Genomic DNA, 24,470 nt, shown 5'->3' with positions numbered 1-24,470 from the left:
CGGGGTATCCTCCATTACCGGAATTCCGGCATGACTTCATTGCAGAACATCTTGAGCGATCGTTTCTGCGCGTCATGATCCAGCCCCATCGAGGCGTAATAGATGAACTCGTTCACGCCCAGGTCCTCGTACTGTTTCAGCTTGCCGATGGCGGTTTCAGGCGAGCCGAACATCAGGTTCTCTTCCAGCATCTCGGGGTCGTATTGCTCGCGGCCCGCGATCTGATCCAGCGGCAGTGCGGCGGGGAAGCCGTTGACCACGTCGCCGGCATTGCGGAACAAGTTCTCGAATTGCGACAGCAATCGCCGGATGGCGTCCAGCGCCTGCTGGCGGTCGGCGGCATTGTCATAGATGCAGGCATGACGCATCAGCGCGAAACGCGGCGACCAGCCGTTGTCGGCCTTGGCGATGGCCTCATCCAGCTGCCGCTTGTACAGCTCCGCCTCGGCAAAGGGCCGGGTCAAGGGCCAGCAGTTGATGTGGCAGCGGTTGCGCACCGCATAGTCATAGGTGATCGGCGAACGCGCGGCGACCCAGACCGGCATGTCGGCCTGTACCGGCTTGGGCACCGATGTCGAGGTCGGGAACTGCCAATACTCGCCGTCATGGGCATAATCGCCCTGCCATAGCGCGCGCACCGCTGGCAGCATCTCCTGCATATAGCGCCAGGCATCGGACTGTTTCAGCCCCGGTTTCATCCGGTCGAACTCGCGCTGATAGGCGCCCGAGCCGATGCCGAATTCCAGCCGCCCGCCGCTGATCAGGTCGAGGAACGCCGCCTCGCCCGCCAGGTTGATGGGGTGCCAATAGGCCGCTGTGGCCACGGCAGTCCCCAGCCGGATCTTGCTGGTCTCTCCGGCCCACCAGGTCAGGATCTGGAAGGGGTTCGGCGCGATTGTCATCTCGATGGCGTGATGTTCGGCGGCCCAGACGATGTCGAAACCGCCCTCTTCGGCCATTTGCACCATTTCAAGCGTGTGGCGCGCGACATCGTTCATGTCGAGACTGTCGTCGATCCGTTCCAGGTTGATGGCAAGTTGGAATTTCATTGTCCGTGTTCCTTTCCGGGCTCTCGCTCAGCGCATGACAAAGGGGTTGGCCATGGGTTCGTCGGATGTGTTCATCCAGACCGTCTTTGGCCGGGTGTAATCGTAGATCGCCTGGAACCCGCTTTCGCGGCCATAGCCGGACCCCTTGATGCCGCCAAATTCGGCGATAGGAGAGACCACGCGATAGGTGTTGACCCAGACGATCCCGGCGCGCACGGCACCGGCCATCCTGAGCGAGCGGGCGCTGTCGCGGGTGAAGATCCCGGCCGCCAGCCCGTGTTCGGAATCATTGGCCAGCGACAGCACCTCTTCTTCGGTCCGGAAACGCTGAACGCTCAGGACCGGGCCGAACAGTTCTGTATCGACGATGCGCAGGTCCTGGCGCGGGCAGTCGATGATCGTCGGCTCATAGAACAGGCCACCCAGCCCCTCGGGCTGCTTGCCGCCGGTCAGCACGGTGCCGCCCTCGGCCTGCGCATGGGCGACCTCGCGCTGGATATGCGCCAGTTGCCCGGCGGTGCAAAGCGGCCCCATCTGGGTCTCTTCCGCCAGCGGATCCCCGATCACGATGGCACGCGCCTGCGCCACCATCCCGTCGAGGAACTCATCGGCGATGTCCTCGTGCAAATAGAGCCGGGACCCGGCGACGCAGCTTTGCCCCGTGGCGCCGAAGATGCCCGCGATTGAGGCGTTGACCGCGCTTTCGATATTGGCGTCCTCAAAGACAATAAAGGGCGATTTGCCCCCCAGTTCCAGCGAGACCTCGGCAAAGTTGCGCTTGGCGTTCTCGAGCACGTGACGCGCAGCGTTCGGCCCGCCGGTGAACGAGACACGCGCCACCAGCGGATGCCCGGTGAGCGCCCGCCCGCAGGGTTCGCCGTGCCCGGTGACAATGTTCACGACCCCGGGCGGAAAACCGGCCTCTTCGATCAGCTTGCCGAATTCCAGCATCGCCGCACTGGCATGTTCCGAGGCTTTCAGAACCACCGTATTGCCCGCCGCCAGGGCCGGACCGATCTTGACCGCAACCAGGAACAGCTGGCTGTTCCAGGGCACCACAGCGGCCACCACACCCAGCGGTTCGCGCTTGGTAAAGACAAACATGTCCGGCTTGTCGATAGGCAGCGTTTCACCGCTGACCTTATCGGCGCAGCCTGCGAAGAAGTGAAAGAACTCGGCGATGTATTTCGCCTGCCAGCGGGTTTCCTTGAGCATCTTGCCGGTATCCACCGACTCGATCCGCCCCAGTTCCTCGGACCGGCCCGCCAGCAGATCGCCCAGCCGCCGCAAATGCTTACCGCGCTCGGTCGGTGTCATTCTGGCCCATGGCCCCGAGGTAAAGGCGCGATGCGCTGCCTCGACCGCCCGGTTCACATCCGCCTCGGTGGCCTCGGGGATCCGGCACCACACCTTGCCATCGGCGGGGTTGGTGCTGTCAAACAGCGCCCCGTCCGAGGCATCGACCCATGCGCCGTCGATCAGCATCCGATAGCTCTGGATATCGGCCATCTCGGTCCTCCCTTTTTGTCTCTCGTCTCATACAAAGCGGCGAATCGGCGATGAGTTGTGCGAAAAATCGGCATCCATGTGTCGAAAATTCTTAAGTTGAGGATTGGGGATCAGGGCAGGCTGGCCGCAAAAGGAGATGCAAACGTGACCAGCAGCAAGAAACAGGTGATCGGCGGACCCCTCGAAATCGGTGGCAGGGTGCTGTCGTTGTCGCGCGCTATCCGGGCCGGTGATTTTGTCTTTCTGACCGGCCAGATCCCGATGCGGGACGGTGTGCCGATAACCACTGGCTCGGTCGAGGAACAGACGCGCGCCGTGCTTGACGACATCACCGCCACCCTCGCGCTCGCCGGGTGCTCCCGCGACGATGTGGTCAAGGCGATGGTCTGGCTGCGCGCGCGCAGTGATTTCCCCGGCTTCAACGCGGTTTACGGCGAGTATTTCCCGCACGATCCGCCGACCCGCTCGGCCGTGGTCAGCGACCTGCTGGTCGATGCCCGGGTCGAGGTCGAGGTGATGGCCTATAAACCGCTCGGGGGAGAGGGCTGATGCCGGTCGCACCTGACGGCACCGCCTATGAGATTACCGGCCCGGCAGATACGCCCTGCGTGGTGCTGATCCATGGTCTGGGGCTGAACCGGGCCTGCTGGCAATGGACCAGCCCGGCGCTGACCGATTGCTATCGCGTGCTCAGCTATGACCTTTATGGCCATGGCGAATCGACGGATCCGCCCGAGACCCCCAGCCTTTCGCTTTTTTCGCGCCAATTGCAGGGCCTACTAGATTATTGCGGTCTCGCCGATGCGGTCATCGCTGGGTTTTCGCTAGGCGGCATGATCGCGCGCCGCTTCGCGCAGGACTGCCCCGATCGCGCGCGCGCGCTGGTCATCCTGCATTCGCCGCACCAACGCAGCGCCGAGGCGCAGGCCGCGATCCTTGCACGGGTCGAGCAGGCCCGCGACGAGGGTCCGCAATCAACGGTCGAAGCAGCGCTGGAACGCTGGTTCACCGAAGGTTTCCGCAAGGCCAACCCGGCGATGATGGTGACCGTGCGCGGCTGGGTCACGGCAAACCGCAAGGAGGTTTATCACCGGATCTACCGGGTTCTGGCCGATGGCATCGACGAGATCACGGCCCCGGTGCCGCCGCTCACTTGCCCCGCATTGGTGATCACCGGGAACGAGGATTACGGTAACGGCCCCGAGATGACCCGCGCCATCGCCGCCGAGATCAAGGGCGCGCAGGCGCTGATCCTGCCGGGTCTGCGCCACATGGCGCTGGCCGAGGATCCGGCCGCCGTCAATACGCCGCTGCGCCGGTTTCTGGACAGCCTGCCAAAGGAGACGACCGGATGAGCAGCACCCTCCTCAAGGGTATACGCGTGCTGGACCTCAGCCGCATGCTGTCGGGCCCCTATTGCAGCATGTTCCTTGCCGATCACGGCGCCGAGGTCATCAAGATCGAAGGTGGCAGCGGCGACACCAGCCGCAACAACGGCCCCTATCGCGCCGACGATCCGGGCCATGACTGGGCGGGTTATTTCGTCAGCCTGAACCGGGGCAAGAAAAGCATCCGGCTGGACCTGAAATCGCCTGAGGGCAAGGCCGCCTTTCGCAGGCTGGCGGCAACGGCGGATGTTGTGCTGGAGAACTTCCGGCCCGGTGTGATGGACCGTCTCGACCTCTCATATGAATCGCTCGCCGAGGCCAATCCCCGGCTGGTCTATGCCGCCATTCGCGGCTTTGGCGACCCGCGCACCGGCGCCAGCCCCTATGCCGACTGGCCCTCCTATGACGTGGTGGCGCAGGCGATGGGCGGGCTGATGGCGATGACCGGCCCCGATGCCGAGACACCCACCAAGGTCGGCCCCGGCATCGGCGATATCTTTGCCGGCATGATGATGTCCTTTGGCATTCTCGCCGCTCTGCGCGAGGCCGAGGCGACCGGCAAGGGCCGTTTCGTCGACGTCGCCATGTATGACGCGATGATCTCGATGTGTGAGCGGATGGTCTATCTGCATGACATGACCGGACAGGTGCCGGGCCCCGAGGGCAACGGTCACCCGTTGCTGGCCCCCTTTGGCCTATTTCCCGCCGCCGATGGTCAGGTGGCGTTGGGCATTGTTGATGACAGTTTCTGGCAAAAGCTGACCGCGATCATGAACCGGCCCGATCTGGGCGGTGATGCGCGATTTTCCACCCGCGCCGGGCGGTCCGCCAATGCAGGCGAGATCAACCGGGTCGTCTCGGGCTGGACCGCCACCCGCAGCAAGGCGGAGCTGACCGGGCTGCTGGGCGGTCACGTGCCTTTTGGCCTGCTCAACACGGTGGCCGATATCACCGCCGATCCGCATGTCGCGGCGCGGCAGATGCTGGCGCATATTCCCCATCCCGAACCCGGCCATGCCCCCTGGACCGTAGCCGCCAATCCGCTGCGCTTTGCCGGGCAGGCGGCGCCTCCCCTGCCTGCCCCGCCCCGGCTGGGCGAGCATGACGCGCTGCTCGAGATGCTGGCAGAAAGCGCGCCGCTGGATGAGGACGCAAGGCGCGACCTGCGCCGCGCCTTTGGACAGTTCGCCACCGGGGTGACCGTGCTGACCACAAGGCAGGAGGATGGAACACCCCGCGGCTTTACCGCCAATTCTTTCACCTCGGTCTCGCTCGACCCGCCGCTGCTGCTGGTCTGCCTCGCCAAGACGGCACATAGCTGCGATGTCTTTGCCCAGGCGCCGCATTTCGCGGTCAACATCCTGTCTGACGCGCAGAAAGAGATCTCGGGCCTGTTTGCCTCGCGTTCGACCGAAAAATTCGCCGGCCACCATTGGCATCCAGGCCCGCATGAGCTGCCGCTGATCAACGGGGCGCTGGCGACATTTGCCTGTGCGCAGCACAAGCTCGTCGATGCCGGCGATCACCTGATCCTGATCGGGCGCGTGCTGAACCACGCGGTGACCGAGGGCAAACCGCTTGGCTTCCACAACGGCGCCTATTTCGACCTTGGGCTGGAAAACCGGCTGGCCGACGCGGCGACCAAGGATGCCAACGGGGTCATCGCCGCTGTCCTAGCCGATGGCGACCGCATCCTGCTGGAAGAGACACAAGACGGCACCCTGACGGTTCCCAAGTCACCCGCGCGCGACAATACGGTCGCGGGCTTTGTGCGGCACATGGACAGTCGCGGCCTGACCGCCCGGCTCGACCACCTTTATGCCGTGTTCCAGAACAGCCAGACCGGCGCGCATTCGATCGTCTATCACGGCACGGTCAGCGGCGCCGCGCCGGAGGGCATGCGCTATCACGACCTGGCCGCACTGCCGCTGGATCAGGTCGCCAACGATACCGAACGCTCGATGCTGGCGCGCTATCAACGCGAATACCGCCATGGCAGTTTCGGGATTTACCACGGCACCGAACGCAGCGGCATCGTCCATTCCATTGCCGATCACACCGAATACACCGTTTGACAGGAGACCCCCAATGCTTCCGGAACTGAGAAAAGTCGTCACTTTCGACGAAGATATCCACACCGAGGGCGGCCGCGCCGCCGACCCGGTGCTGCGCATGATCGGGGTCGCGGCGGTGGTGGCCAACCCCTGGGCCGGGCGCGGCTTTGTCGAGGATCTCTCGCCCGAGATCCGCCGCATGGCGCCGGTTCTGGGCAAGCTGCTGACCGACCGCCTGATCGCGCTGGCCGGATCGGGTGACACGATCGAGGCCTATGGCAAGGCCTGTATCTCGGGCACCAATTGCGAGGTCGAGCACGCCTCGGCGCTGATCCATACACTGCAATTCGGCAATTTCTATCGCGAGGCGGTGGGCGCGAAAAGCTATCTGGGCTTTACCAACACACGCGGACCGGCCAACACGCAGATCCAGATACCGCTGATGGACAAACACGATACCGGCCGCCGCTCGCATTACCTGACGGTGCAGTTCTCGATCTACGACGCACCCGCCTGTGACGAGTTGGTGGTTGCGCTGGGCGCCGCGACACGCGGGCGGCCGCATCACCGTATCGGCGACCGTTATTCCGATCTGGCCGCACTGGGTCGCGACGTGCAGGATCCCGCCGGCGTCGGCAAGGACGGCTAGGACCAGACCCGCTCCTCCCGAGCGCTGCCGGGAGGAGCGGGCGCGACGGCCTCAGGGCGTCACGATTGCGAAATTCGGGTCGAACGCATCCAGCGCGCCGAAAAGGGCGCCAAGTTTCGTGACATCGCCCTGCATCGACAGGACGCCTTGTCCGATCAGGTCCTCGACCCCGGCGATCTGCCCCAGCATTTGAAAGAACGCCGCCTCGGTCAGGGTCAGGACCAGGTCCGCCGTGCCATCGTGATAGGTGGTGTTGGCAAGCACCCCGTTCTGCGCGGCCAACAGATGGCTCTGGCCTTTGTCCGAGAAGTTCAGCAGAACGGTAAAGTCGCCCGGCACCTTGGCCGCGTTGAATTTCACGCCCAGGAAATCAAGCGCCATCCCCACCCCCATGTTGAACAGCACATCCGGGTTCGAGGTATTGACGGTCGAGGGGCGGATGCCCTCGCGCAGCTCCTGTGCCCCCAGCAGGAAAATGTTGCGCCATGTTCCGGCCTCGGCCTGATACCCCATCTGTTCCAGCGTATCGGCCTGAAGCTTGAGCGCCGCCGTATTCTGCGGTTCGGCAAAGACCAGCTTGTTCAGGATCTCGGCGGCCCAGCGATAATCGCCTTCGTCATAGGCGCGCTGCCCTTCGGCCAGCACCGCGTCGGCGCCGCCCATGGCGCGCACCAGCCGGGTCGCGCTTTCCGAGGGCGGCAGGCAATCATAGGTCGCCGGATTGCCGTCCCACCAGCCCAGATAGAACTGGTAGACCGCCTTGATGTTGTGCTTGAGCGTGCCGTAATAGCCACGACAGGCAAAATCGTGCCGCAACCCCTCGGGCAGTTCCACCATGTCCGGGATCTCGTGGATCGTATGGCCGTGATTGGCCAGCCGCAGCGTCTCGTCATGGATGAAGCGATAGAGATCGCGTTGCCGGGTCAGGAAACCCCGAATACGCTCGGTACCCCATTGCGGCCAGTGATGCGAGGCAAAGATCAGGTCGGTCCGCTCGGCAAAAAGCGCGATGGATTCGTCGATATATTTGGCCCAGCCCAGGGTATTGCGGATCTCGGCGCCGCGCGGGGTCAGGATGTTGTGCATGTTATGCGTGGTGACTTCGGAAGCACAGAGCGCCCGGAACTGCGGGAAATAGAACATGAACTCCGAGGGCGCCTCGGACCCGTTGGCCATCTGGAATTCGATCTCGACCCCATCCACGATCCGGGTTTCCCCGGTCCGGTACACCGTGTCGGTGGGCGGGATCAGGCTGATCGAACCGGTCCCGGCCGCAGGCCCCAGACCACAGCCGGCATGGCCCCGGGGGCCAGCGTCCAACCCCATGCCGAACTGGTACTGCGCCCGCCGGTTCATCGCGTTGCCTGCCAGCACGTTTTCGGAGATCGCATATTCCATGAACCCGTCGGGGGCGATGATCGGCACCTTGCCCGCCGCCACATCCGCCTGATCGACGACACCGCGCACACCGCCGAAATGGTCGGCATGCGAATGGGTATAGATCACCGCCACCACCGGACGTTCGCCCAGATGCCGGTTTGCCAGTGCCAGCGAGGCGCGCGCGGTTTCCACGGTCAACAGCGGGTCGATAACGATCCAGCCAGTGTCACCCGCGATCAGGGTCATGTTCGAGATGTCAGCATTGCGTATCTGATGGATACGCGGATGGATGGTGAACAGGCCATGGATCGCGTTCAACTGACCCTGCCGCCACAGGCTGGGGTTCACGGTATCGGGCGCCGCGCCCTGCATGAACGCAAAGCGCTTCAGGTCAAAAACGATCTTGCCCTCGGCCCCGGTGATCGCATCCTCGTCAAAGGTCGCGACAAAGCCGCGACTGGCATCCTCGAAATCCTGCCGGTCGCCAAAGTTCAGCAGGTCCAGTACCGCCCGGTTGGCAGCGGCGGTATGATCGGTTGCGTGGGTCTTGCACATTGGAAACCTCCTTGGCGGGACGGCGATACGGGGTGAGGCTCAGGCGGCGCTCAGGGCGCAGCCTTCGATGGTGATGCGGTGCATGTAGCGGCGGTACCCGTGATAGTCGTTGATCGCCTTGTGCCAGGTCGACCGGTTGTCCCACATGGTCAGATCGCCCTCGCGCCAACGCACGCGGCATTGGAATTCCGGCTGTTGGCAATGCTGGTAGATACCGTTCAGGATCGCGTCGGATTCGGTGGGGGACATCCCGTCGATACGGGTGGTGAACTGCGGATTGACAAAGAGGCACGGGCGCCCAGACAGCGGATGCCGGATCACCATCGGGTGTTTCACATCCGGCTCGGGCATGGCGTTTTCGTTTAGCCGCCCCTCTTCCCGCGCTTTCTTGGCCGCCGGGCTGTTGACGAAGACATGATAGGTGCCGTGCCAGGCCTCGAGCCCCTCCAGCACTTTCTTGAACCTGTCCGACAGGGCGTCATAGGCCGCCGCCATCGAGCTGAAGGCGGTGTCGCCGCCCACCGGGGGCATCTCCTTGGCGCTCAGGATCGAGCCCAGCGCCGGCTCGGCATCATAGGAATGGTCGGTATGCCAGACCTCGCCGATCGCGCCCTTCTGGTCCTTCTCCTTCAAAACAATTGCGATGTTCGGATGGGTGTCCAGCGGGGTGAAGAACCGGTTGATGTTGATCTTGCCGATCGCCTCGGCAAAGGCGATGTGCTCTTCGGGCTCCAGATGCTGATCGCGGATCGACAGGACCGAGTATTTGGCAAAGGCGTCCTTGATCCGGGCGACATGCTCGGGGTTGCGCACATCCGCGTTGTAGATGTCGGCGCCCAGCGCGGTGGTCATGGGTACGATTTCCATTGCCTTCTCCTTGCTTGTCTGTGGTGCCCGGTTCCGGGGCGTTTGAGGGTTCATTCGGATGGTTGCGTCATCAGCACGCCGCGCTGACCAACCTGCCTGTTCTCGGGGTCGATCAAGGCGCCGGGGTTGAGGATGCCCGCAGGGTCGAAGCGGCTTTTCATCGCGGCAATCGCGGCACGCATCAGGGCCGGGCTTTGCACCTCGTAGCCACTACGATGGTCACGACCCACCGCGTGGTGATGGGTGACCGTGCCACCATGCGTGGTGACGGCGGCGTTCGCGGCCTGTTTTATACTGCGCCAGGCCTCCAGGGCTCCAGCCATGTCGCCGGGCGCGCCGCCATCGCAGTAGAAGGTGAAATAGGGCGCCGGGCCATCGGGGTATACATGGGTAAAGCGGCAACTCAGCCGCCCCGGCTTGCCTGTCGCCTGTTTGATCGCGGCGCCGACATCGGCCATGACATTGCGATAGAAATCCTCGAACCGGTCCCAGGTGATCGCGGATTCGAACGTATCGACGATGACCCCCAGCCGGGTCAGTCGGTCTCGGTAATACGGCATGCGGATAAAGGACTCGCGCCAGGCGCCCGCCGCGCCCTTGCGGTGTTCGTCGCAGCCCCTGAGCGAAGCCGCCACCGCCTCGACATCCCAGCGCCCGCCATGATCGGCCATAAGCTCCAGTGCCCGCTCCATCCACGGGTCCAATGCATGCTCCGCGCTCTCAAACCCCAGGACCAGCGTCGCGCTCTTGCCGTCGCCGATGCCATAGGCCGCAACCTCGGCCTCGTCGAGCAAGCGGCAGTTCGTCGGATAGAGCCCTGATTGAGAAAGCGCGCGCACGGCCTGGGCGGCCGCGAAAAAGCTGTCGAACCGCACCGAAGCCGAGGCGCGAAAGCGCGGGCGGTCCTGCAAGCGCATCCAGGCCTCGGTGATAAGGCCCAGGTTTCCTTCGGACCCGAGAACCATTCTGTCACCAGAGATGCCAGCCCCCGAGCCGGGCAGGCGCCGGGTCTCCATGATGCCTGCTGGTGTGACCATCCGGGTCGCCTCGACCAGATCGTCGATATGGGTCATCAGCGTGGCAAAATGCCCACCCGCACGGGTGGCGATCCAGCCCCCCAAGGTCGAGAATTCAAAGCTCTGCGGAAAGAACCGCAGCGTCAGATCATGCGGGCGCAGCTGCTCTTCCAGCGCCGGGCCATAGACCCCGGCCTGAATGCGCGCGGCGCGGCTCAGGTGGTCGACCTCGAGAACACGGTCGAAATTCTGCATGTCCACGCAAACGGTGCCGCGATAGTCTGGCCCCACATCAGGCTCGACCCCGCCGCAGACGCTCGACCCGCCACCATAGGGGATGACCGCGACATCATTCGAACCGGCCCAGTCGAGAAGCGCCGCGATCTGCTCTTCGGTCTTTGGGAATGCGACCAGGTCAACCGGCTCTGGCACATGGCGCATCACCATGCGGATATTGTCGGCGGTGCTTTTGCCAAAGGAGTGCGACAGCCGGTCATGGGCGCTGTCTGAAACGATTTCGGCAAGACTTGCCGGAGGGGTCACGCGCGGCGCCCGCAGTTCGAATTCCGCAACCTTCGGTTCCGGCGCAATCGCGGCAGGGTCGCGTCCGAATGCGCGCGCCATGCCGTCGAGCAGCGCGGTCTCGGGGTGGGTCAGGGCAAAATCCGCCCGGCCCCAGCCCCAGAACGAGCGATTGCTGCTTGCCGATATGCGGTGCATTGAACGATCCCCCCTATTGCGTAACGAAAAATAGCGACAACTGCGGCGCGAAGGTCACAAGCATCAGCACCGCAAACATGATCGCGATGAACGGCAGCACGGCATGGCAGATATCCCAGAACCGCTCGCGAAAGGCGGTCATCGCCACCAGCACATTCAGCCCGACAGGTGGCGTCAGCAGCCCGATTTCCAGGTTGATCACCATGATGATACCGAAATGCACCGGGTTGATGCCAAAGCTCTGCGCAGCGGCAAACAGGATCGGACCCAGCAGCAGGATGGCCGAGACCACGTCAATCAGGCAGCCGATCACGATAAGCGCGGCGTTGACCGCCAGAAGGAAGGCAATCTTCGAGCTGACCGCCCCCTGAAGCCACTGGGCAAAATCCTGTGGGATGCCCTCGATCGCAAGGATGGTCTTGATCGACAGGGCAACCGCCACGATGGGAAACAGCGTTCCCAGCATCTGGGCGGTTTGCAGGCCGACCGCAAAGAAATCCCTCGGTCCAAGCTCGCGATGGATGAGCAATTCGACAAGCATGGCATAGCCGACCGACACCGCCGCTGCCTCGGTGGGTGAGAAATAGCCCGAATAGATGCCCCCCAGCAGGATCACAGGCAGCATCAGCGACCAGATGCCGTTGCGAAACGCCGCCATGAGGCGGGACAAGGAAAACGGGGTTCGGGTGACGTGGCGGTTGCTGACCAGACTGTAGATGCCCAATGCCGCGGTCAGCAGGATGCCGGGGATGATCCCGGCCAGGAACAGGTCGACAATCGAGGTCTCCGTGATGATGCCATAGATGATCAGCGGGATCGAGGGCGGGATGATAATCCCCAGCGTCCCCGCCGAGGTCACGGACCCAAGCGCGAATTTACGGGTATAACCCGCCTCCTTGAGGGCCGGATACATCACCGCCCCCACCGCCAGCAGCGTCGCGGGCGACGACCCCGAGATGGCAGAGAACAGCGCGCAGCTCAGGATCGTGGCAAAGCCCAGTCCGCCCGGCATCCACTCGGTTGCGGCGCGCACGATTTCGATAAGCCGTTCGGCGATCGAGCCGCGCGACATCAGGGCGCCCGCGATGATGAACATCGGGATGGCCAGCAGGACGGAATTGTCCATCGCCGTCCAGATATCTTCGATCAGGTAGACGACCAGCCCGTCGCCCCAGACTAGATGTATATAGGCGGTGGCCGACAGCAGGATCAGAATGACGCTCTGCCGCAGGATCAGAAGCGCGGCAAACAGGGCGAAAAGGCCGATAACCTCCATCACTCAGCCCTCGCCAGCGTGTTCAGGCCGGGTGCCCGGAACGAGAAAGAAGATCAGATGCCGTAGAGCGGCGGTGCCGAAGGCATAGGGAAACACCAACTGGATTGGCCAGAGCGGGATATGGATCACCTCCGCTTTGTCCTTGAACTGAATGGATTCGCTGACAAATTCGATGGCGTACCAGCACAGGCCGCCAAACAGGGTCGCCGATACCAGATCGCCCAGACGGTCGACCCAGGGATAGGGCAGCACGCGGTCGGCGAAATTGGCGCGCAGGTGGGCATTGTTGCCCACCGCGATGGTCAGGCCCAGAATGCCAGCGACGATGGCGCCGAAAACAGCGATTTTCTGGGCGCCCCAGATCGCCTGGGACAGGAACTCGCGGGCAAAGACATCCGCCAGGAGCAGGCCGCAGGTCACCGCATATGCAGTGACCGCGACCATGCCTTCGACCCGCAAGAGCAGTGTAAGATAGCGCTGCATCGTGTCAGCCCCTGGTTCCGGTGGGGGTCACGACCCGCAGGCAGCCTTGGCCTGCGCAATCCGGTCGGCGACGGTTTGGGCATCGCCACCGGCCTCCTCGATGATTGCCGCAAGCACGCCATCAGCGGCAGCCTTCCACACGGCGCCTTCCTCGGCGCTCAGATGCTTGACCGGCACGCCCGCGCCTTCGAGTTGCCCAAGGAGCGCGGGCTCGGCCCCGAGAATACCTTGTGTCAATTGCGGCCCGGCGGCGGTGAACACACCCAGCCATTGCTTTTCCTGGTCAGAGAGCTTGGCCCAGGTCCGCCCCGATACAGCGACGGTGCCGATCAGGCGCGCGTGATTGGTGACGGTGACATGAGGCGCTACCTTGTGGGTCCCGATCCCGATCCCGAACAGCGTCGGGAACCAGGCCGCATCGACAGTTCCGGTCTGCAAGGCCGGGATCGCATCCGACGTACCCATCGGAACCCCCTGAACGCCCCAGGCCTTGGCCAGCGCCGCATCGGCGATCGAGGGGGCGATGCGCATCTTTTTGCCGGCCAGATCGGCCGGGCTGGAAACAGGCTCCTTTGAGAACAGGATATAATGGCCGACCTCCATCCAGGTCAGAGGCACCACACCGGCGCCTTCCATGATACCGCCCAGCGTGTCCGAGAGATGTTCATAGGTGACGCAGGTGCCTTGCTCGGGGCTGTCAAACATGTAGGCCGCCGAAGGGATCGCCATTTCCTGGCTCAGCAGGGTCAGCGGGACATTGGACACAAAGGCGATGTCCAACCGCCCCTTGGCGGTCTGGCGCAACACCGTCTGTTCGTCACCGGCCTGCGCATCCAGCAGCAGTTCGATCTTCAACTCGCCACCCGAAACCTCTTCGATCTTGGCGGCGACCCCGGTCGCCCATTTGCCCCAGGGCGAGCCGGATGGCGCCACCGAGCCGAGCTTGAGAACCGTTTCCGCAACGGCTGGTGCGCTGATGGCCGCCAGACCGCACGCAAGGGCAAGGCCCTTGAGCATGGACTTTTTCATTACTCTCTCCCTGATTGAACGTTTTCGTTCATGTTCCGGCTCTCCCCTCCTCCGGGAATCGCCGCCTGACAGGAAGCAAACAAAATTTCTGGACTTTTGTCCAATAAATTCGCTTAATCTTTTTCGAGGAGATGGATCGGACTGGGATTCGCCCTGCAAAGGGCAAGAATGGCAGGGCAACGGGCACGGTCCGATGGGGAGAACCAGGGAGTTGGAAATGAGCTATGATTTCGTGATCGTGGGAGGCGGGTCCGCCGGGGCGACGATCGCATCGCGCCTGAGCGAGGATCCGAGTGTCAAAGTCTGCCTGCTCGAGGCGGGCGGCGGCGGCCGGGACATCCTGATCCGTGCCCCCATGGGCGTGGTGGCGATGCTGCCCGGCTATGGCAAGATCAACAACTGGGCCTTCAAGACGGTACCGCAGCCAGGGCTGAACGGGCGCCAGGGCTATCAGCCGCGCGGCAAGGCACTGGGCGGGTCGAGCGCGATCAACGCGATGCTCTATGTGCGCGGCCAGAAAGAGGATTACGACAGCTGGGCCGATCTGGGCAACGACGGCTGGGATTGGGACAGCGTCCTGCCCTATTTCAGACGGGCCGAGAACAACGTGCGCGGCGCCGACGCGGAGCATGGTGACAGCGGACCGCTCCAGGTCTCGGACCAGAAGGCACCACGCCCGATCTCCGAGGCATTCATCGAGGCCAGCACCCAGATGCAGATCCGCCGGACCGAGGATTTCAACCGGGGCGACAACAGCGGCGCGGGCTATTGGCAGGCGACCATCCACCACAGCCCCGACAAGAATGGCGAGCGCTGCTCGGCCGCGGCGGCCTATCTGTTCCCGGTGATGGACAAGCGCCCCAACCTGACAGTGATCACCAAGGCGCGTACCACGCGTGTCCTGTTCGAAGGCAAGCGCGCCATCGGCGTCGAATACAGGGTCGGCAAGGCGAGGCATCGCGCCATGGCGGGCAAGGAAGTGATCCTGAGTGCTGGTGCCTTCCAGTCACCGCAGATCCTGCAACTGTCGGGCGTCGGTCGGGCACAGGACATCACCCCGCACGGGATCGGCATGGTGCACGAGCTGCCGGGCGTCGGCCAGAACCTGCAAGATCACCTCGATTTCATTCTCGGCTACACCACCAAGGATACCGACAATATCGGCATCGGCCTGCGCGCGACGGGAAAGCTGTTCGGCGAGATTCTGAAATGGCGCAAGCACGGCAATTCGATGGTGGCCTCGACCATCACCGAGGCGGGAAGTTTCTTCAAGACCGACCCAAGCCTCGACCGGCCAGACGTGCAGACCCATTTCGTGATCTCGATCGTCGACGATCATGCGCGCAAGCTGCATCTGGGCCATGGCTATTCCTGCCATGTCTGCGTGTTGCGCCCCCATTCGCGCGGCGAAGTGTTCCTGCAATCGGACGACCCGATGGCCGATCCCGGTATCGACCCGAAATTCCTCAGCGACGACCGCGACCTGCAAACCCTGATCAAGGGTGCCAAGATGACCCGCGCCGTTCTGGAGGCGCCCGCAATGGCAAAATACAAGCACAAGGAACTGTTCGGGGTGCATGACAACACCACTGACGCCGAATGGGAACAACATATCCGCAACCGCGCCGATACGGTCTATCATCCGGTCGGCACCTGCAAGATGGGCGTCGATGACATGGCCGTTGTCGATCCGCAGCTGAAAGTGCGCGGGCTGGACGGGCTGCGCGTGGCCGATGCCTCGATCATGCCGCTGCTGGTCTCGGGCAACACCAACGCGCCCTCGATCATGATCGGTGAGAAATGCGCCGATATGATCAAGGCCGAATACAGCGCCGCGGCTGCGGCCGCCGAGTGAACATAGATATTGGCCTCGCTTGCGGCGAGGCCTGAGCAACAACATAGGGAGATCACCCATGCTGGGTTCGATGATGCGAAAAGAGCTGCTGATCAGCGATCTGATCGTGCATGCCGGGAAATACCATGCCGATACCGAAATCGTCAGCCGCGAGACCACCGGCGAATTGCATATCACCAACTGGGGCGATGTGGCGGTCCGGTCGCGCAAGCTCGCCTCGGCCCTTGGCACATTGGGCCTGTCGCAGGGCGACCGGGTGGCGACACTGGCCTGGAACAACCACCGTCACCTGAAAATCTGGTTCGCCGTATCCGGCAGCGGCATGGTCTGCCACACGCTGAACCCGCGCCTTGCACCGCAGCAGTTCATCTTCATCTGCAACGATGCCGGCGACAAGGCGATGTTCTTTGACAAGACCTTCATGCCGCTGATCACCGGAACACGTGACCACCTGAAGACGATCGAGCATTTCATCTTCATGGGGCCGCGCGAAGCAGAGGTTCTAGCGGCGATCCCGGACGTGATCTTCTACGACGAGTTGATCGAACAGGGCGCCGACGATTACGAATGGCCGCAGATCAGCGAGGATAGCCCCTGTTCGCTCTGCTATACCTCGGGTACCACGGGCAACCCCAAGGGTGTGCTATACAACAACCGCTCGACCATGATCCACACCTTCGCGATCTCGCTGCCCGACGGGTTGAGCCTGTCGAGCGAGGAAACCATCCTGCCGGTGGTGCCGATGTTTCACGCCAACGCCTGGGGCATTCCCTATGCCGCCGCGATGACTGGCGCCAAGCTGGTGATGCCGGGGCCGATGCTGGACGGTGACAGCCTGCTGGGGCTGATCGACAGCCAGAAGGTGACGCTGGCCCTGGGCGTGCCGACGATCTGGATGATGCTGCTGGCGGCGGCGAAGAAATCAGGTTCCAGAATGGAGACCCTGCGCCGCAACGTGATCGGCGGATCGGCAGCCGCGCCGTCGATGATTGCCACCTTCCGCAACGATTATGCCTGCGACACGATCCACGCCTGGGGCATGACAGAGACCTCGCCGTTGGGCACAGCCAACCGGCCCAAGGGCAAGCATGCCGATCTGGACGCCGATGCGATGGCGCTGTTGCGTCTGGGCCAAGGCCGTCCACCCTTTGGCATCGACCTGCGCATCGTCGATGACAAGGGCACTCCCCTGCCCCATGACGGCAAGGCCGAGGGCGCACTGCAGGTGCGCGGCCACTGGGTGGTCGATACCTATTTCGGCAAGGACGCAGCGGCAACCACCGGTGACGGCTGGTTCGATACCGGAGATGTCTCGACCATCGACGCCGACGGGTTCATGGTGATCCGCGACCGCACCAAGGACATCATCAAGTCGGGCGGCGAATGGATCTCCTCGGTCGACCTCGAAGGGATCGCGGTGGCGCATCCGGGTGTCGCCATGGCCGCCGCCATCGGCGCGGTCCATCCAAAATGGGACGAGCGCCCGATCATCATCGCGGTCAAGGCCGAAGGCGCCGACCCGAGCGAAGAAGAGACCCTCGCGCTTTACAAGGGCAAGGTTGCCAGCTGGCAGGTGCCCGACGCGGTGGTATTCACCGATGCGATCCCTCTCAATGCCACGGGCAAGATGCTCAAGAACCAGTTGCGGGATCAATTCGCCAATACCCTGATCGAGAGAGGTATCCAGGATGCTTGACGCCGCACAACTGACACTCGACGATCAGGACGCCCTGTTCGATCACTACGACCGCGCACTGGAAGATCTGGACGCGAACAAGGACAAATGGGCGCAATTGCCCGTCCCCGACCGGATCCGACTGTTGTCGAGCATGAAGGACGGGATCATGAAGGTCGCCAAGGGCTGGGCCGACGAGGCCGCCCGCCGCAAGGGGCTGAAACCCGGCACGGCGGTAGCGGGCGAGGAATGGATCGCGGGGCCCTATGCCTGCATGGCGGGCTGCAACGCCTTGATGGCAACGCTGTCGCAGATGCAGGGCAAGGCCTTTATCGACCATCTGCCCACCCGTGAACTGGTCACAGGCCAGCTGGCGGTCAAGGTGCTGCCGCATTCGATCTGGGACAGGTTGCTGCTCAGCGGAGTTTCGGCCGAGGTCTGGATGCAACAGGGCGTCACAGCCGGCAACCTCAAGGATCACGCCGCCATCGCCTATGACACGCCGGAGAAACAGAGGCGCGGCAAGGTGGCGCTGGTGCTGGGCGCGGGCAACGTCAACGCGATCACGCCGCTGGACGTGCTGCAAAAGCTGATCCTGGAAAACCAAGTGGTGATCCTGAAGATGAACCCGGTCAACGATTACCTGACCGACTACTACAAGATCGCCATGAAACCCTTTGTCGACGAGGGATATCTGCGCATCGTCAAAGGCGATGCCAAGGGGGGCGCCTATCTGTGCGATCATCCGATCATCGAAGAGCTGCACATCACCGGCGCCGAAAGCACCCATGACGCCATCGTCTGGGGCGTGGGCGAGGAAGGTGCGAAGAACCGCAAGGCGGGCACGCCCAGAAATACCAAGCGGTTCACCTCCGAACTGGGTTCGGTCAGTCCCACCATCGTGGTGCCCGGCCCCTGGTCCGCCGCCGATATCCGGTTCCAGGCGGAAAACATCGCAACGATGAAGCTGCACAACTCTGGCCACAACTGCATCGCCTGCCAGGCGCTGGTGATGCCGCGCGGCTGGGACAAGGGCGCGCAGCTGATCGAAGAGGTCAAGCGCGTTGCGGCAGGGTCCACCCGCCCGGCCTGGTATCCCGGCGCCCAGCAACGACTGGACACTTTCGCCGAACATGCCGGCAAGGCCGACAAGGTCGACCGTGGCCCGCTTGCCCCGGCACTCATCGTGGGCGAACTGGGCGTGGACCATTTCAACGCCTCGTGCGAGGTCTTTGCCCCCGCTTTGAGCGTCAAGGAACTGGAGGCCCCCGATCCCGCCAGCTATCTCGAAGCGGCCATCGACTATGCCAATGACGACCTCTGGGGCACGCTGGGCTGCCAGATCCTGATCCACCCGAAAACCATCCGCCAGATCGGCCGGGAACGGTTCGAGGAAATCATCGCCAAGCTGCGCTATGGCACCATCGGGATCAACGGCTGGTGCGGACTGGGTTTCCTGATCACCGCCTGCCCCTGGGGCGCGTTCCCGGGGCACACGTTGGAGAATGTCGGTTCGGGCATCGGGACGGTGCACAACTCCTTCATGCTGGAGAAGACCGAGCGCACTGTGGTACGGGCACCCTGGCGGCCGTTCCCGCGCGGGCTGCTGTCAGGGCAGTTCTCGCTGCTGCCGCGCCCGCCCTTCTTCATCACCAACAAACGCCAGCACAAGATCGGCGCCGCGCTGACCGGATTCCAGTACAAGCCCAACTGGCTGAAACTGCCCGGTATCTTCTACCACGCTCTTCTGGGTTGAAAGGAGACAGTGGGCGGAAAAAGTTGCATTCCGCCCAAATCAAAGCCATGTGAGTGCCATGAACGAGATGCCAGCCAAACTGAAGGCCCGCGCCGCGCGCAAGAACGCCAAGCGGGACGAGAAAAAGCGCCAGATCGCCACCAGCGCGATCGAGGCGCTCAAAGAGCTTGGCTATGCCAATACCTCGCTGCGTGACATCGCCGAGAAAAGCGACCTGTCGCTTGGCATGCTGCATTACTATTTCGAGGACCGCACCGACCTGATCATCTACTGCGTGCAACTCTACAAGCAGGAGTTCGTGCGCAACATTACCGACGCGCTGAAAAAGGCGCAGGGCCGCCAGCGAGTCATCGAGGCCTTTTCCGAGGCTCTGGTAACCTCGATCGTGGACGACAACATGACCCACCGGCTGTGGTATGATATTCGCACCCAGGCCATGTTCGACGCCACCTTTCGCCCGGTCGTGGCCGAAATCGAAGGGATGCTGATCGACATCGTGCGGGCCGCATTCGAGAAGGCGGGCCATGACGCCCCCGAGAATGTCGAAATCTCTTATGCGCTGCTCGACGGCGCCTTTCGGTTTCTGATGCAGAACCAGATCGGCAAGGATCAGGGCAATCGCGAAGAGTTGACGGCCACGTTCAGGGCCTTGCTGACACGGTTCCTCTAAGCCGCCGGTCAATCGCACGAGGACAGAACCGCCAGGGTCCGCCCGCAAAGTGATCCAGAAGGGCAATCAGTAAGAGAGAGGCGGCTCAGGCCGCCTGAATGCGTGAGGTGCGGACTTTCTCGACCCAATCGACCAGCGCATCCGCTTCCGGGTTCAGCTTTACGGCGGCACCCTCGGTAAAGGCCAGGAACCGTTCTTCGTTCAGGCCGTTCACTCCCAGAAGAACCGGGATATCCCGCGCGAGCGCCTCGGCGATCAAGGGGCGAAAGCCGCGCCCATCGGCCTCGTGCTTGCCGAACTTGTTGACGATCAGCAACTCGGGGTCCTCGGCGAGCGCCGCCGAGACCAGACCCACCGCGCGCTCCAGCTCTCCGGGATCCAGCCGGCAGCCGCGCGACCCGGCGCCCAGCGTCTGCGAGATGCGGATGACCTCGGTCCCCGGCATCACCCGCAGGTCCATGTCACAACGGGCGTTATCGGCGCACTCCGTGTTGGTCTGTACCACCCCGGCCAGGCGCACGCCCTTGGCATCCAGACGCGCGGCCACTTCGCTGAGCAACCGGTCGGTGGCGCCGCGTGCGGTGGTGGTGACATAGGCCAGATGCATGGGGAGCGTCCTCTTTACAGCGTCGGTGATGATCTAGCACGCCGATCCGGGTTCGACCAGTTAGGGCAGCGGAGAGACACCGATCACCGGCGCATGGGCCAGCAGGAGGGCCAGATAAAGCAGCGCGGCAGGCAGCAATATGCGCGGCGCCAGCAGTGCAGGCAGCCCCCTTGGCGACAGCCGCGCCGTCCCCGCCGCCAGCCGCGCCCAGTCGGTGCCCAGTTCGCGCCGCTTGCGCCGGTCGATCAGGGCCATGCCCATCACCGCGAACCCGGCAAAGAGGCCGAACAGGATCACATGCGCCAGCGATCCATTGGCCAGCAGATGCGCCCCCGACCAGAGCGCCAGCGCCAGCAGCAGCGGATGGCGCGACAGGGCCAGGATGCCGGGCCGGGCCGGATCGAACGCCCCCCGCCCCAGCCCGCCAAAGGACAGCGGATTGACCGCCCGCAACCCCGCCACCGCCAGCAGGCAGACCGGCAGCATGACCAGCACCGGCACCCAGCGCAGCGCGGGCAAGGGCGGGATCACCTCGACATAGGGCGCGCGGGCGACGGCCAGGATCAGCCAGCCCAGCACCGCGATAGAGAACAGGGAATAGGCGATGCCAAAGCCACGCGCGCCCAGCCGCGCCACCAGCCAGGGCCGCACCGGCGGGCGCACCGGGATCACATGGCTGAGCAGGAACACCGCCAGCGCCGCCGCAAATTCCGCCCATCCGCCCATCACTGCCCCCCGCTTGTTCCGCCGCCCCGGTCTAGGGCGGCAGCAAAGGCCCGGCCTTAACCGAAGTCAAGCCGGGCCCGCACGGGTTCACAGGCCCAGCGCCTTGCGCCGCTCCTCGGCAAAGCCCTGCACCAGCCGGTCGGCGATCAGCGCGAGAATGGCCATCGCCGCACCGGCCGAGATGCCCAGCCCCACATCCGCCTGCCCCAGCGCCAGATAGATCGACTGGCCCAGACCGGTGGTCCCGATCAGCGCCGCGATGACCAGCATCGAAAAGGCATAGAGGATGGTCTGGTTCAGCCCCAAGAGGATGGTCGGCGCCGCATAGGGCGCGCGCACATCGCGCAGGATCTGCCAGTCGGTGGCGCCGCTGGAAATCGCGGCCTCCATCATCTCGTCCGGCGTGTCCACCAGCCCGTGGCGGGTGTAGCGGATCATCGGCACGATCGCATAGGCGCAGATCGCCAGAAAGGCCGAGAACTCGCCGATCTGGAACACCATCAGCACCGGGATCAGGAAGACGAACAGAGGGATGGTCTGCAACATGTCGCAGATCGGACGCACCACGCGCCAGACCGGGGACCAGACCGCGCTGGCCACGCCGATGCCGCCGCCTAGCACCGCGCAGGCAAAGACCGAAGCGCCGCAGAGATAGAGCGACAACAGCGCCCGGTCCCACAGGCCCGACACAAGGATGGTGCCCAGCAGGATCACCACCATCAGCGCCAGCCGCCGACCCCCCGCAACGTATCCCAGCGCCGCCGCACCGGTCAGCACGAAGGGCCAGGGCAGATTGGTGATACCGGTCTCGATCATGCCTAGCGCGATCAGGATCATCAGCCCGGCGCTTGCGCGCCCCGACCAGGCCATGCCCAGCGCCAGCACCGCGCCCAGCGCAAACAGCGCGCCGCTCATCTGCGGGGTCCAGGAAAAGCCCCAGGTAAAGGGCAGAACCGCCTGATCCAGCCCGATCCTGAGCGGCAGCAGCACGTAGTAGAGCGTGTTGTTCTTCAGCGCATCAAGCGCCGCGCCATTGGCCTGGGTGAACCGGGTCAGCCCCTGATCCAGCGAAACCGCCACCGGGTCGAGCAGGGTCAGATCCGAGGCCGCCGGCAGCCGGGTCCAGAACACCAGCGTAAAGGTCAAGGCCAGCCCCAGCAGCGCCCAGACCACGCGGATGTCATGGCGCTTGCGCTCGGTCGCCAGCACCGCGCTCATCCGGTCGATGATGACCGCAAAGGCCACGATCACCATCCCCGCCAGCAAGGCCGCGCCGAACTGCGCCTTGCGCATGGTCAGCAGCACTTCCCAGCCGATATCGTTGAACCCGCCGATGACGGCGGCGATGATCACCATGCTCAGCGCCGCCATCAGGCACTGGTTGAACCCCACCATGATCTGGCGCGAGGCCGAGGGGATCTCGACCTGGAACAGCTGCTGCATGCGGGTGCCGCCGGACATGATTGCGGCTTCCTTGACCTCGGCCTCGACCCGCTCCAGCCCCAGCATCACGTTGCGCGCCATCGGCGGCGCGGCATAGATCGCCGAGGCGATCAGCCCCACCACCGGGCCAAAACCGAACAGCGCCAGCAATGGCGTGAGATAGGCAAATGTCGGCACCGTCTGCATGATATCCAGCACCGCCTGCACCGCGCTCCGGATGCGCGGCACCTCGTTGGCGAGGATGCCGATCGCCCCGCCCACCAGCAGCGCCAGCGGCACCGAAACCGCCACCAGCGCCAGCGTGTTCATCCCCTCGTGCCAATAGCCCGAGGCCAGCACGAAGCCCAGACCGCCAAGCCCCAGCGCCGCCATTGCCGCACCGCCCAGATACCAGCCCAGCGCGGTGACGATACCGATCACCAGCGGCCAGGGGGTCGCGTTCAACACCCAGTTGGCGGCATCCATCGGATAGACCATCACCGCCGAAAAGAGCCGCGCCACCGGTTTGAACCAGGCCAGAAAGGCGGTCATCACCGTCCCGACCCAATCGGTGGCGGGCAGCACCCAGGCCTTGGGCCAGGCGCCCAGCCAGGGCGCCACCGGCTCCAGCGCCAGGCAAAGCGCGCCGACCAGCGCCGTGATCAGCGCGGCCTTTGTTCCCACCGTCAGCCCTGCCGCGCGCGGGACCGGGATATCGACGGCGCTCATGTGTCGTCCACCTGCAATGCAGCCGCCAGATCCGAGGGTTGCACCGTGCCCACGATGGCACCGCTGGCATCGCGCACCGGCACCGGTTGATACAGCTGCATGCAGCGCGCCAGCGCGGTGTCCAGCGTCATGCCTGCGGTCAGGCCCGGATCGTCCGGCCCCTGTTCCTCGACCCCTGCCCGCATGACCGAGGCCACCTTGGCATGGCGGCCCTTGGCCACGTCCTTGGAAAACTCGCGCACATAGTCGTCGACCGGGTTCAGCACGATCTCGGTCGGTGTGCCGATCTGCACGATCTTGCCGTCACGCATGATCGCGATGCGATCGGCCAGTTTCAGCGCCTCGGCGATGTCATGGGTAATGAAGACGATGGATTTCTTCAGCGTCGCCTGAATGCGCAGGAACTCGTCCTGCAATTGCCGCCGGATCAGCGGATCCAGCGCCGAGAACGGCTCGTCCAGGAACCAGATATCGGGGTTCACCGCCAGGCTGCGGGCGATGCCGACGCGCTGGCGCTGGCCACCGGACAGCTGGCGGGGGAAACTGTCCTCACGCCCTTCGAGCCCTACCAGCGAGATCACCTCTTGCGCCCGGGCCCGGCGTTCCTTGCGCCCCACCCCCTGCACCTTGAGCGGATAGGCCACGTTCTCGGCCACCGTCATGTGCGGGAACAGTCCGAAATGCTGGAACACCATGCCCAGCTTGCGCCGGCGCAGCTCGGTCAGGCGCTTTTTCGACGCGCCGACAACATTGTCGCCCTCGATCCGGATCTCGCCGCCGGTGCCCGGCAGCAGTTGCGAGATGCAGCGGATCAGGGTGGACTTGCCCGACCCGGACAGGCCCATGATCACGAACAGCTCGCCCTCGCGGACCTCGAAACTGGCGTCCTGCACGGCGGGGATCAGACCCTTGCCGCGCAGCTCTGCCGCCGCGGCCTCGGCATCGCCGCCCGACCGGGCCAATGCCTCGGCCAGGGCGTCGTTTGCACCGGGCCCAAACACCTGCCAGAGATTCTGGCAGGTGATGGCCGGCGTTGTCGCCTCAGTCACGTCTGC

20 protein-coding genes are annotated in these 24,470 nt (G+C 64.0%); 8 read left to right on the top strand and 12 right to left on the bottom strand.

Annotated elements, in window-relative coordinates; all coding sequences use genetic code 11:
- Positions 1-14 precede the first annotated feature (14 nt).
- Positions 15-1,049 (bottom strand): LLM class flavin-dependent oxidoreductase, encoded by a 1,035-nt coding sequence (locus AC2FL1_RS10900; protein WP_496876930.1) that lies wholly within the window; start codon positions 1,047-1,049, stop codon positions 15-17.
- Positions 1,050-1,076: 27 nt separating this feature from the next.
- On the bottom strand, positions 1,077-2,558 hold the full coding sequence (locus AC2FL1_RS10895; RefSeq protein WP_496876929.1) for an aldehyde dehydrogenase: 1,482 nt from the start codon (positions 2,556-2,558) through the stop codon (positions 1,077-1,079).
- Positions 2,559-2,702: 144 nt separating this feature from the next.
- On the opposite strand from AC2FL1_RS10895, the gene AC2FL1_RS10890 reads away from it, so the two are divergent.
- Genes AC2FL1_RS10890 through AC2FL1_RS10875 form a run of 4 tightly spaced genes read left to right on the top strand, consistent with a single transcriptional unit; the run spans position 2,703 to position 6,649 of the window.
- Positions 2,703-3,107, top strand: coding sequence for a RidA family protein (locus AC2FL1_RS10890; RefSeq protein WP_496824913.1), 405 nt, complete (start codon positions 2,703-2,705; stop codon positions 3,105-3,107).
- On the top strand, positions 3,107-3,913 hold the full coding sequence (locus AC2FL1_RS10885; protein ID WP_496876928.1) for an alpha/beta fold hydrolase: 807 nt from the start codon (positions 3,107-3,109) through the stop codon (positions 3,911-3,913). The genes AC2FL1_RS10890 and AC2FL1_RS10885 overlap by 1 nt, the downstream gene beginning before the upstream one ends.
- Entirely contained in the window at positions 3,910-6,021 is a 2,112-nt protein-coding gene (locus AC2FL1_RS10880) for a CoA transferase (protein WP_496876927.1), read from the top strand. Before AC2FL1_RS10885 ends, AC2FL1_RS10880 begins: the two co-directional genes overlap by 4 nt.
- A gap of 13 nt (positions 6,022-6,034) precedes the next feature.
- Positions 6,035-6,649, top strand: coding sequence for an amino acid synthesis family protein (locus AC2FL1_RS10875; protein WP_496824917.1), 615 nt, complete (start codon positions 6,035-6,037; stop codon positions 6,647-6,649).
- Positions 6,650-6,700: 51 nt separating this feature from the next.
- On the opposite strand, the gene AC2FL1_RS10870 is transcribed toward AC2FL1_RS10875, so the two are convergent.
- From AC2FL1_RS10870 to AC2FL1_RS10845, 6 genes are read right to left on the bottom strand one after another with little or no spacing between them, the layout of a single operon-like run.
- The gene (locus tag AC2FL1_RS10870) at positions 6,701-8,584 is read right to left on the bottom strand and encodes an alkyl/aryl-sulfatase (protein WP_496876926.1); all 1,884 of its coding nucleotides are present in this window, start codon (positions 8,582-8,584) and stop codon (positions 6,701-6,703) included.
- Between the two features lie 39 nt (positions 8,585-8,623).
- Complete coding sequence (locus tag AC2FL1_RS10865; RefSeq protein ID WP_496876925.1) at positions 8,624-9,451, bottom strand: TauD/TfdA dioxygenase family protein; 828 nt, start codon at positions 9,449-9,451, stop codon at positions 8,624-8,626.
- A 50-nt stretch (positions 9,452-9,501) separates the two neighbouring features.
- Positions 9,502-11,187, bottom strand: a complete 1,686-nt coding sequence (locus tag AC2FL1_RS10860; protein ID WP_496876924.1) for an FAD-binding oxidoreductase — start codon at positions 11,185-11,187, stop codon at positions 9,502-9,504.
- A 13-nt stretch (positions 11,188-11,200) separates the two neighbouring features.
- Positions 11,201-12,463: a TRAP transporter large permease gene (locus tag AC2FL1_RS10855; protein WP_496876923.1), complete on the bottom strand. Its 1,263-nt coding sequence runs from the start codon at positions 12,461-12,463 to the stop codon at positions 11,201-11,203.
- A 3-nt stretch (positions 12,464-12,466) separates the two neighbouring features.
- A complete protein-coding gene (locus AC2FL1_RS10850) occupies positions 12,467-12,946 on the bottom strand; it encodes a TRAP transporter small permease (RefSeq protein WP_496824926.1) in 480 nt (159 codons plus the stop codon).
- A gap of 27 nt (positions 12,947-12,973) precedes the next feature.
- Complete coding sequence (locus AC2FL1_RS10845; protein ID WP_496876922.1) at positions 12,974-13,975, bottom strand: TRAP transporter substrate-binding protein; 1,002 nt, start codon at positions 13,973-13,975, stop codon at positions 12,974-12,976.
- A 217-nt stretch (positions 13,976-14,192) separates the two neighbouring features.
- Here AC2FL1_RS10845 and AC2FL1_RS10840 point away from each other — a divergent pair, with 217 nt between their 5' ends.
- The 4 genes from AC2FL1_RS10840 to AC2FL1_RS10825 are packed head-to-tail and all read left to right on the top strand — an operon-like array spanning position 14,193 to position 19,931.
- The gene (locus tag AC2FL1_RS10840) at positions 14,193-15,830 is read left to right on the top strand and encodes a GMC family oxidoreductase (protein WP_496876921.1); all 1,638 of its coding nucleotides are present in this window, start codon (positions 14,193-14,195) and stop codon (positions 15,828-15,830) included.
- Between the two features lie 58 nt (positions 15,831-15,888).
- Positions 15,889-17,526 carry a long-chain-fatty-acid--CoA ligase gene (locus AC2FL1_RS10835; RefSeq protein ID WP_496876920.1) on the top strand — a complete coding sequence of 546 codons (1,638 nt, stop codon included), beginning with the start codon at positions 15,889-15,891 and terminating at the stop codon, positions 17,524-17,526.
- Positions 17,519-19,261, top strand: coding sequence for an aldehyde dehydrogenase family protein (locus AC2FL1_RS10830; RefSeq protein ID WP_496876919.1), 1,743 nt, complete (start codon positions 17,519-17,521; stop codon positions 19,259-19,261). The genes AC2FL1_RS10835 and AC2FL1_RS10830 overlap by 8 nt, the downstream gene beginning before the upstream one ends.
- A 58-nt stretch (positions 19,262-19,319) precedes the next feature.
- Entirely contained in the window at positions 19,320-19,931 is a 612-nt protein-coding gene (locus AC2FL1_RS10825) for a TetR/AcrR family transcriptional regulator (protein WP_496876918.1), read from the top strand.
- An 85-nt stretch (positions 19,932-20,016) separates the two neighbouring features.
- On the opposite strand, the gene AC2FL1_RS10820 is transcribed toward AC2FL1_RS10825, so the two are convergent.
- The 4 genes from AC2FL1_RS10820 to AC2FL1_RS10805 form a co-directional block, all read right to left on the bottom strand.
- Positions 20,017-20,538, bottom strand: coding sequence for a DUF2478 domain-containing protein (locus tag AC2FL1_RS10820; protein ID WP_496824938.1), 522 nt, complete (start codon positions 20,536-20,538; stop codon positions 20,017-20,019).
- A gap of 60 nt (positions 20,539-20,598) precedes the next feature.
- A complete protein-coding gene (locus AC2FL1_RS10815; protein WP_496876917.1) occupies positions 20,599-21,264 on the bottom strand; it encodes an NnrU family protein in 666 nt (221 codons plus the stop codon).
- Between the two features lie 87 nt (positions 21,265-21,351).
- Positions 21,352-23,415, bottom strand: a complete 2,064-nt coding sequence (locus tag AC2FL1_RS10810) for an ABC transporter permease (protein ID WP_496876916.1) — start codon at positions 23,413-23,415, stop codon at positions 21,352-21,354.
- Positions 23,412-24,464, bottom strand: coding sequence for a quaternary amine ABC transporter ATP-binding protein (locus tag AC2FL1_RS10805; RefSeq protein ID WP_496876915.1), 1,053 nt, complete (start codon positions 24,462-24,464; stop codon positions 23,412-23,414). Before AC2FL1_RS10805 ends, AC2FL1_RS10810 begins: the two co-directional genes overlap by 4 nt.
- Positions 24,465-24,470 lie beyond the last annotated feature (6 nt).

It is taken from the genome of Ruegeria sp. YKSF070, assembly GCF_059612725.1.
Note: the sequence above shows the minus strand (reverse complement) of the source record. Positions and strands in the feature narration are given on the sequence as shown.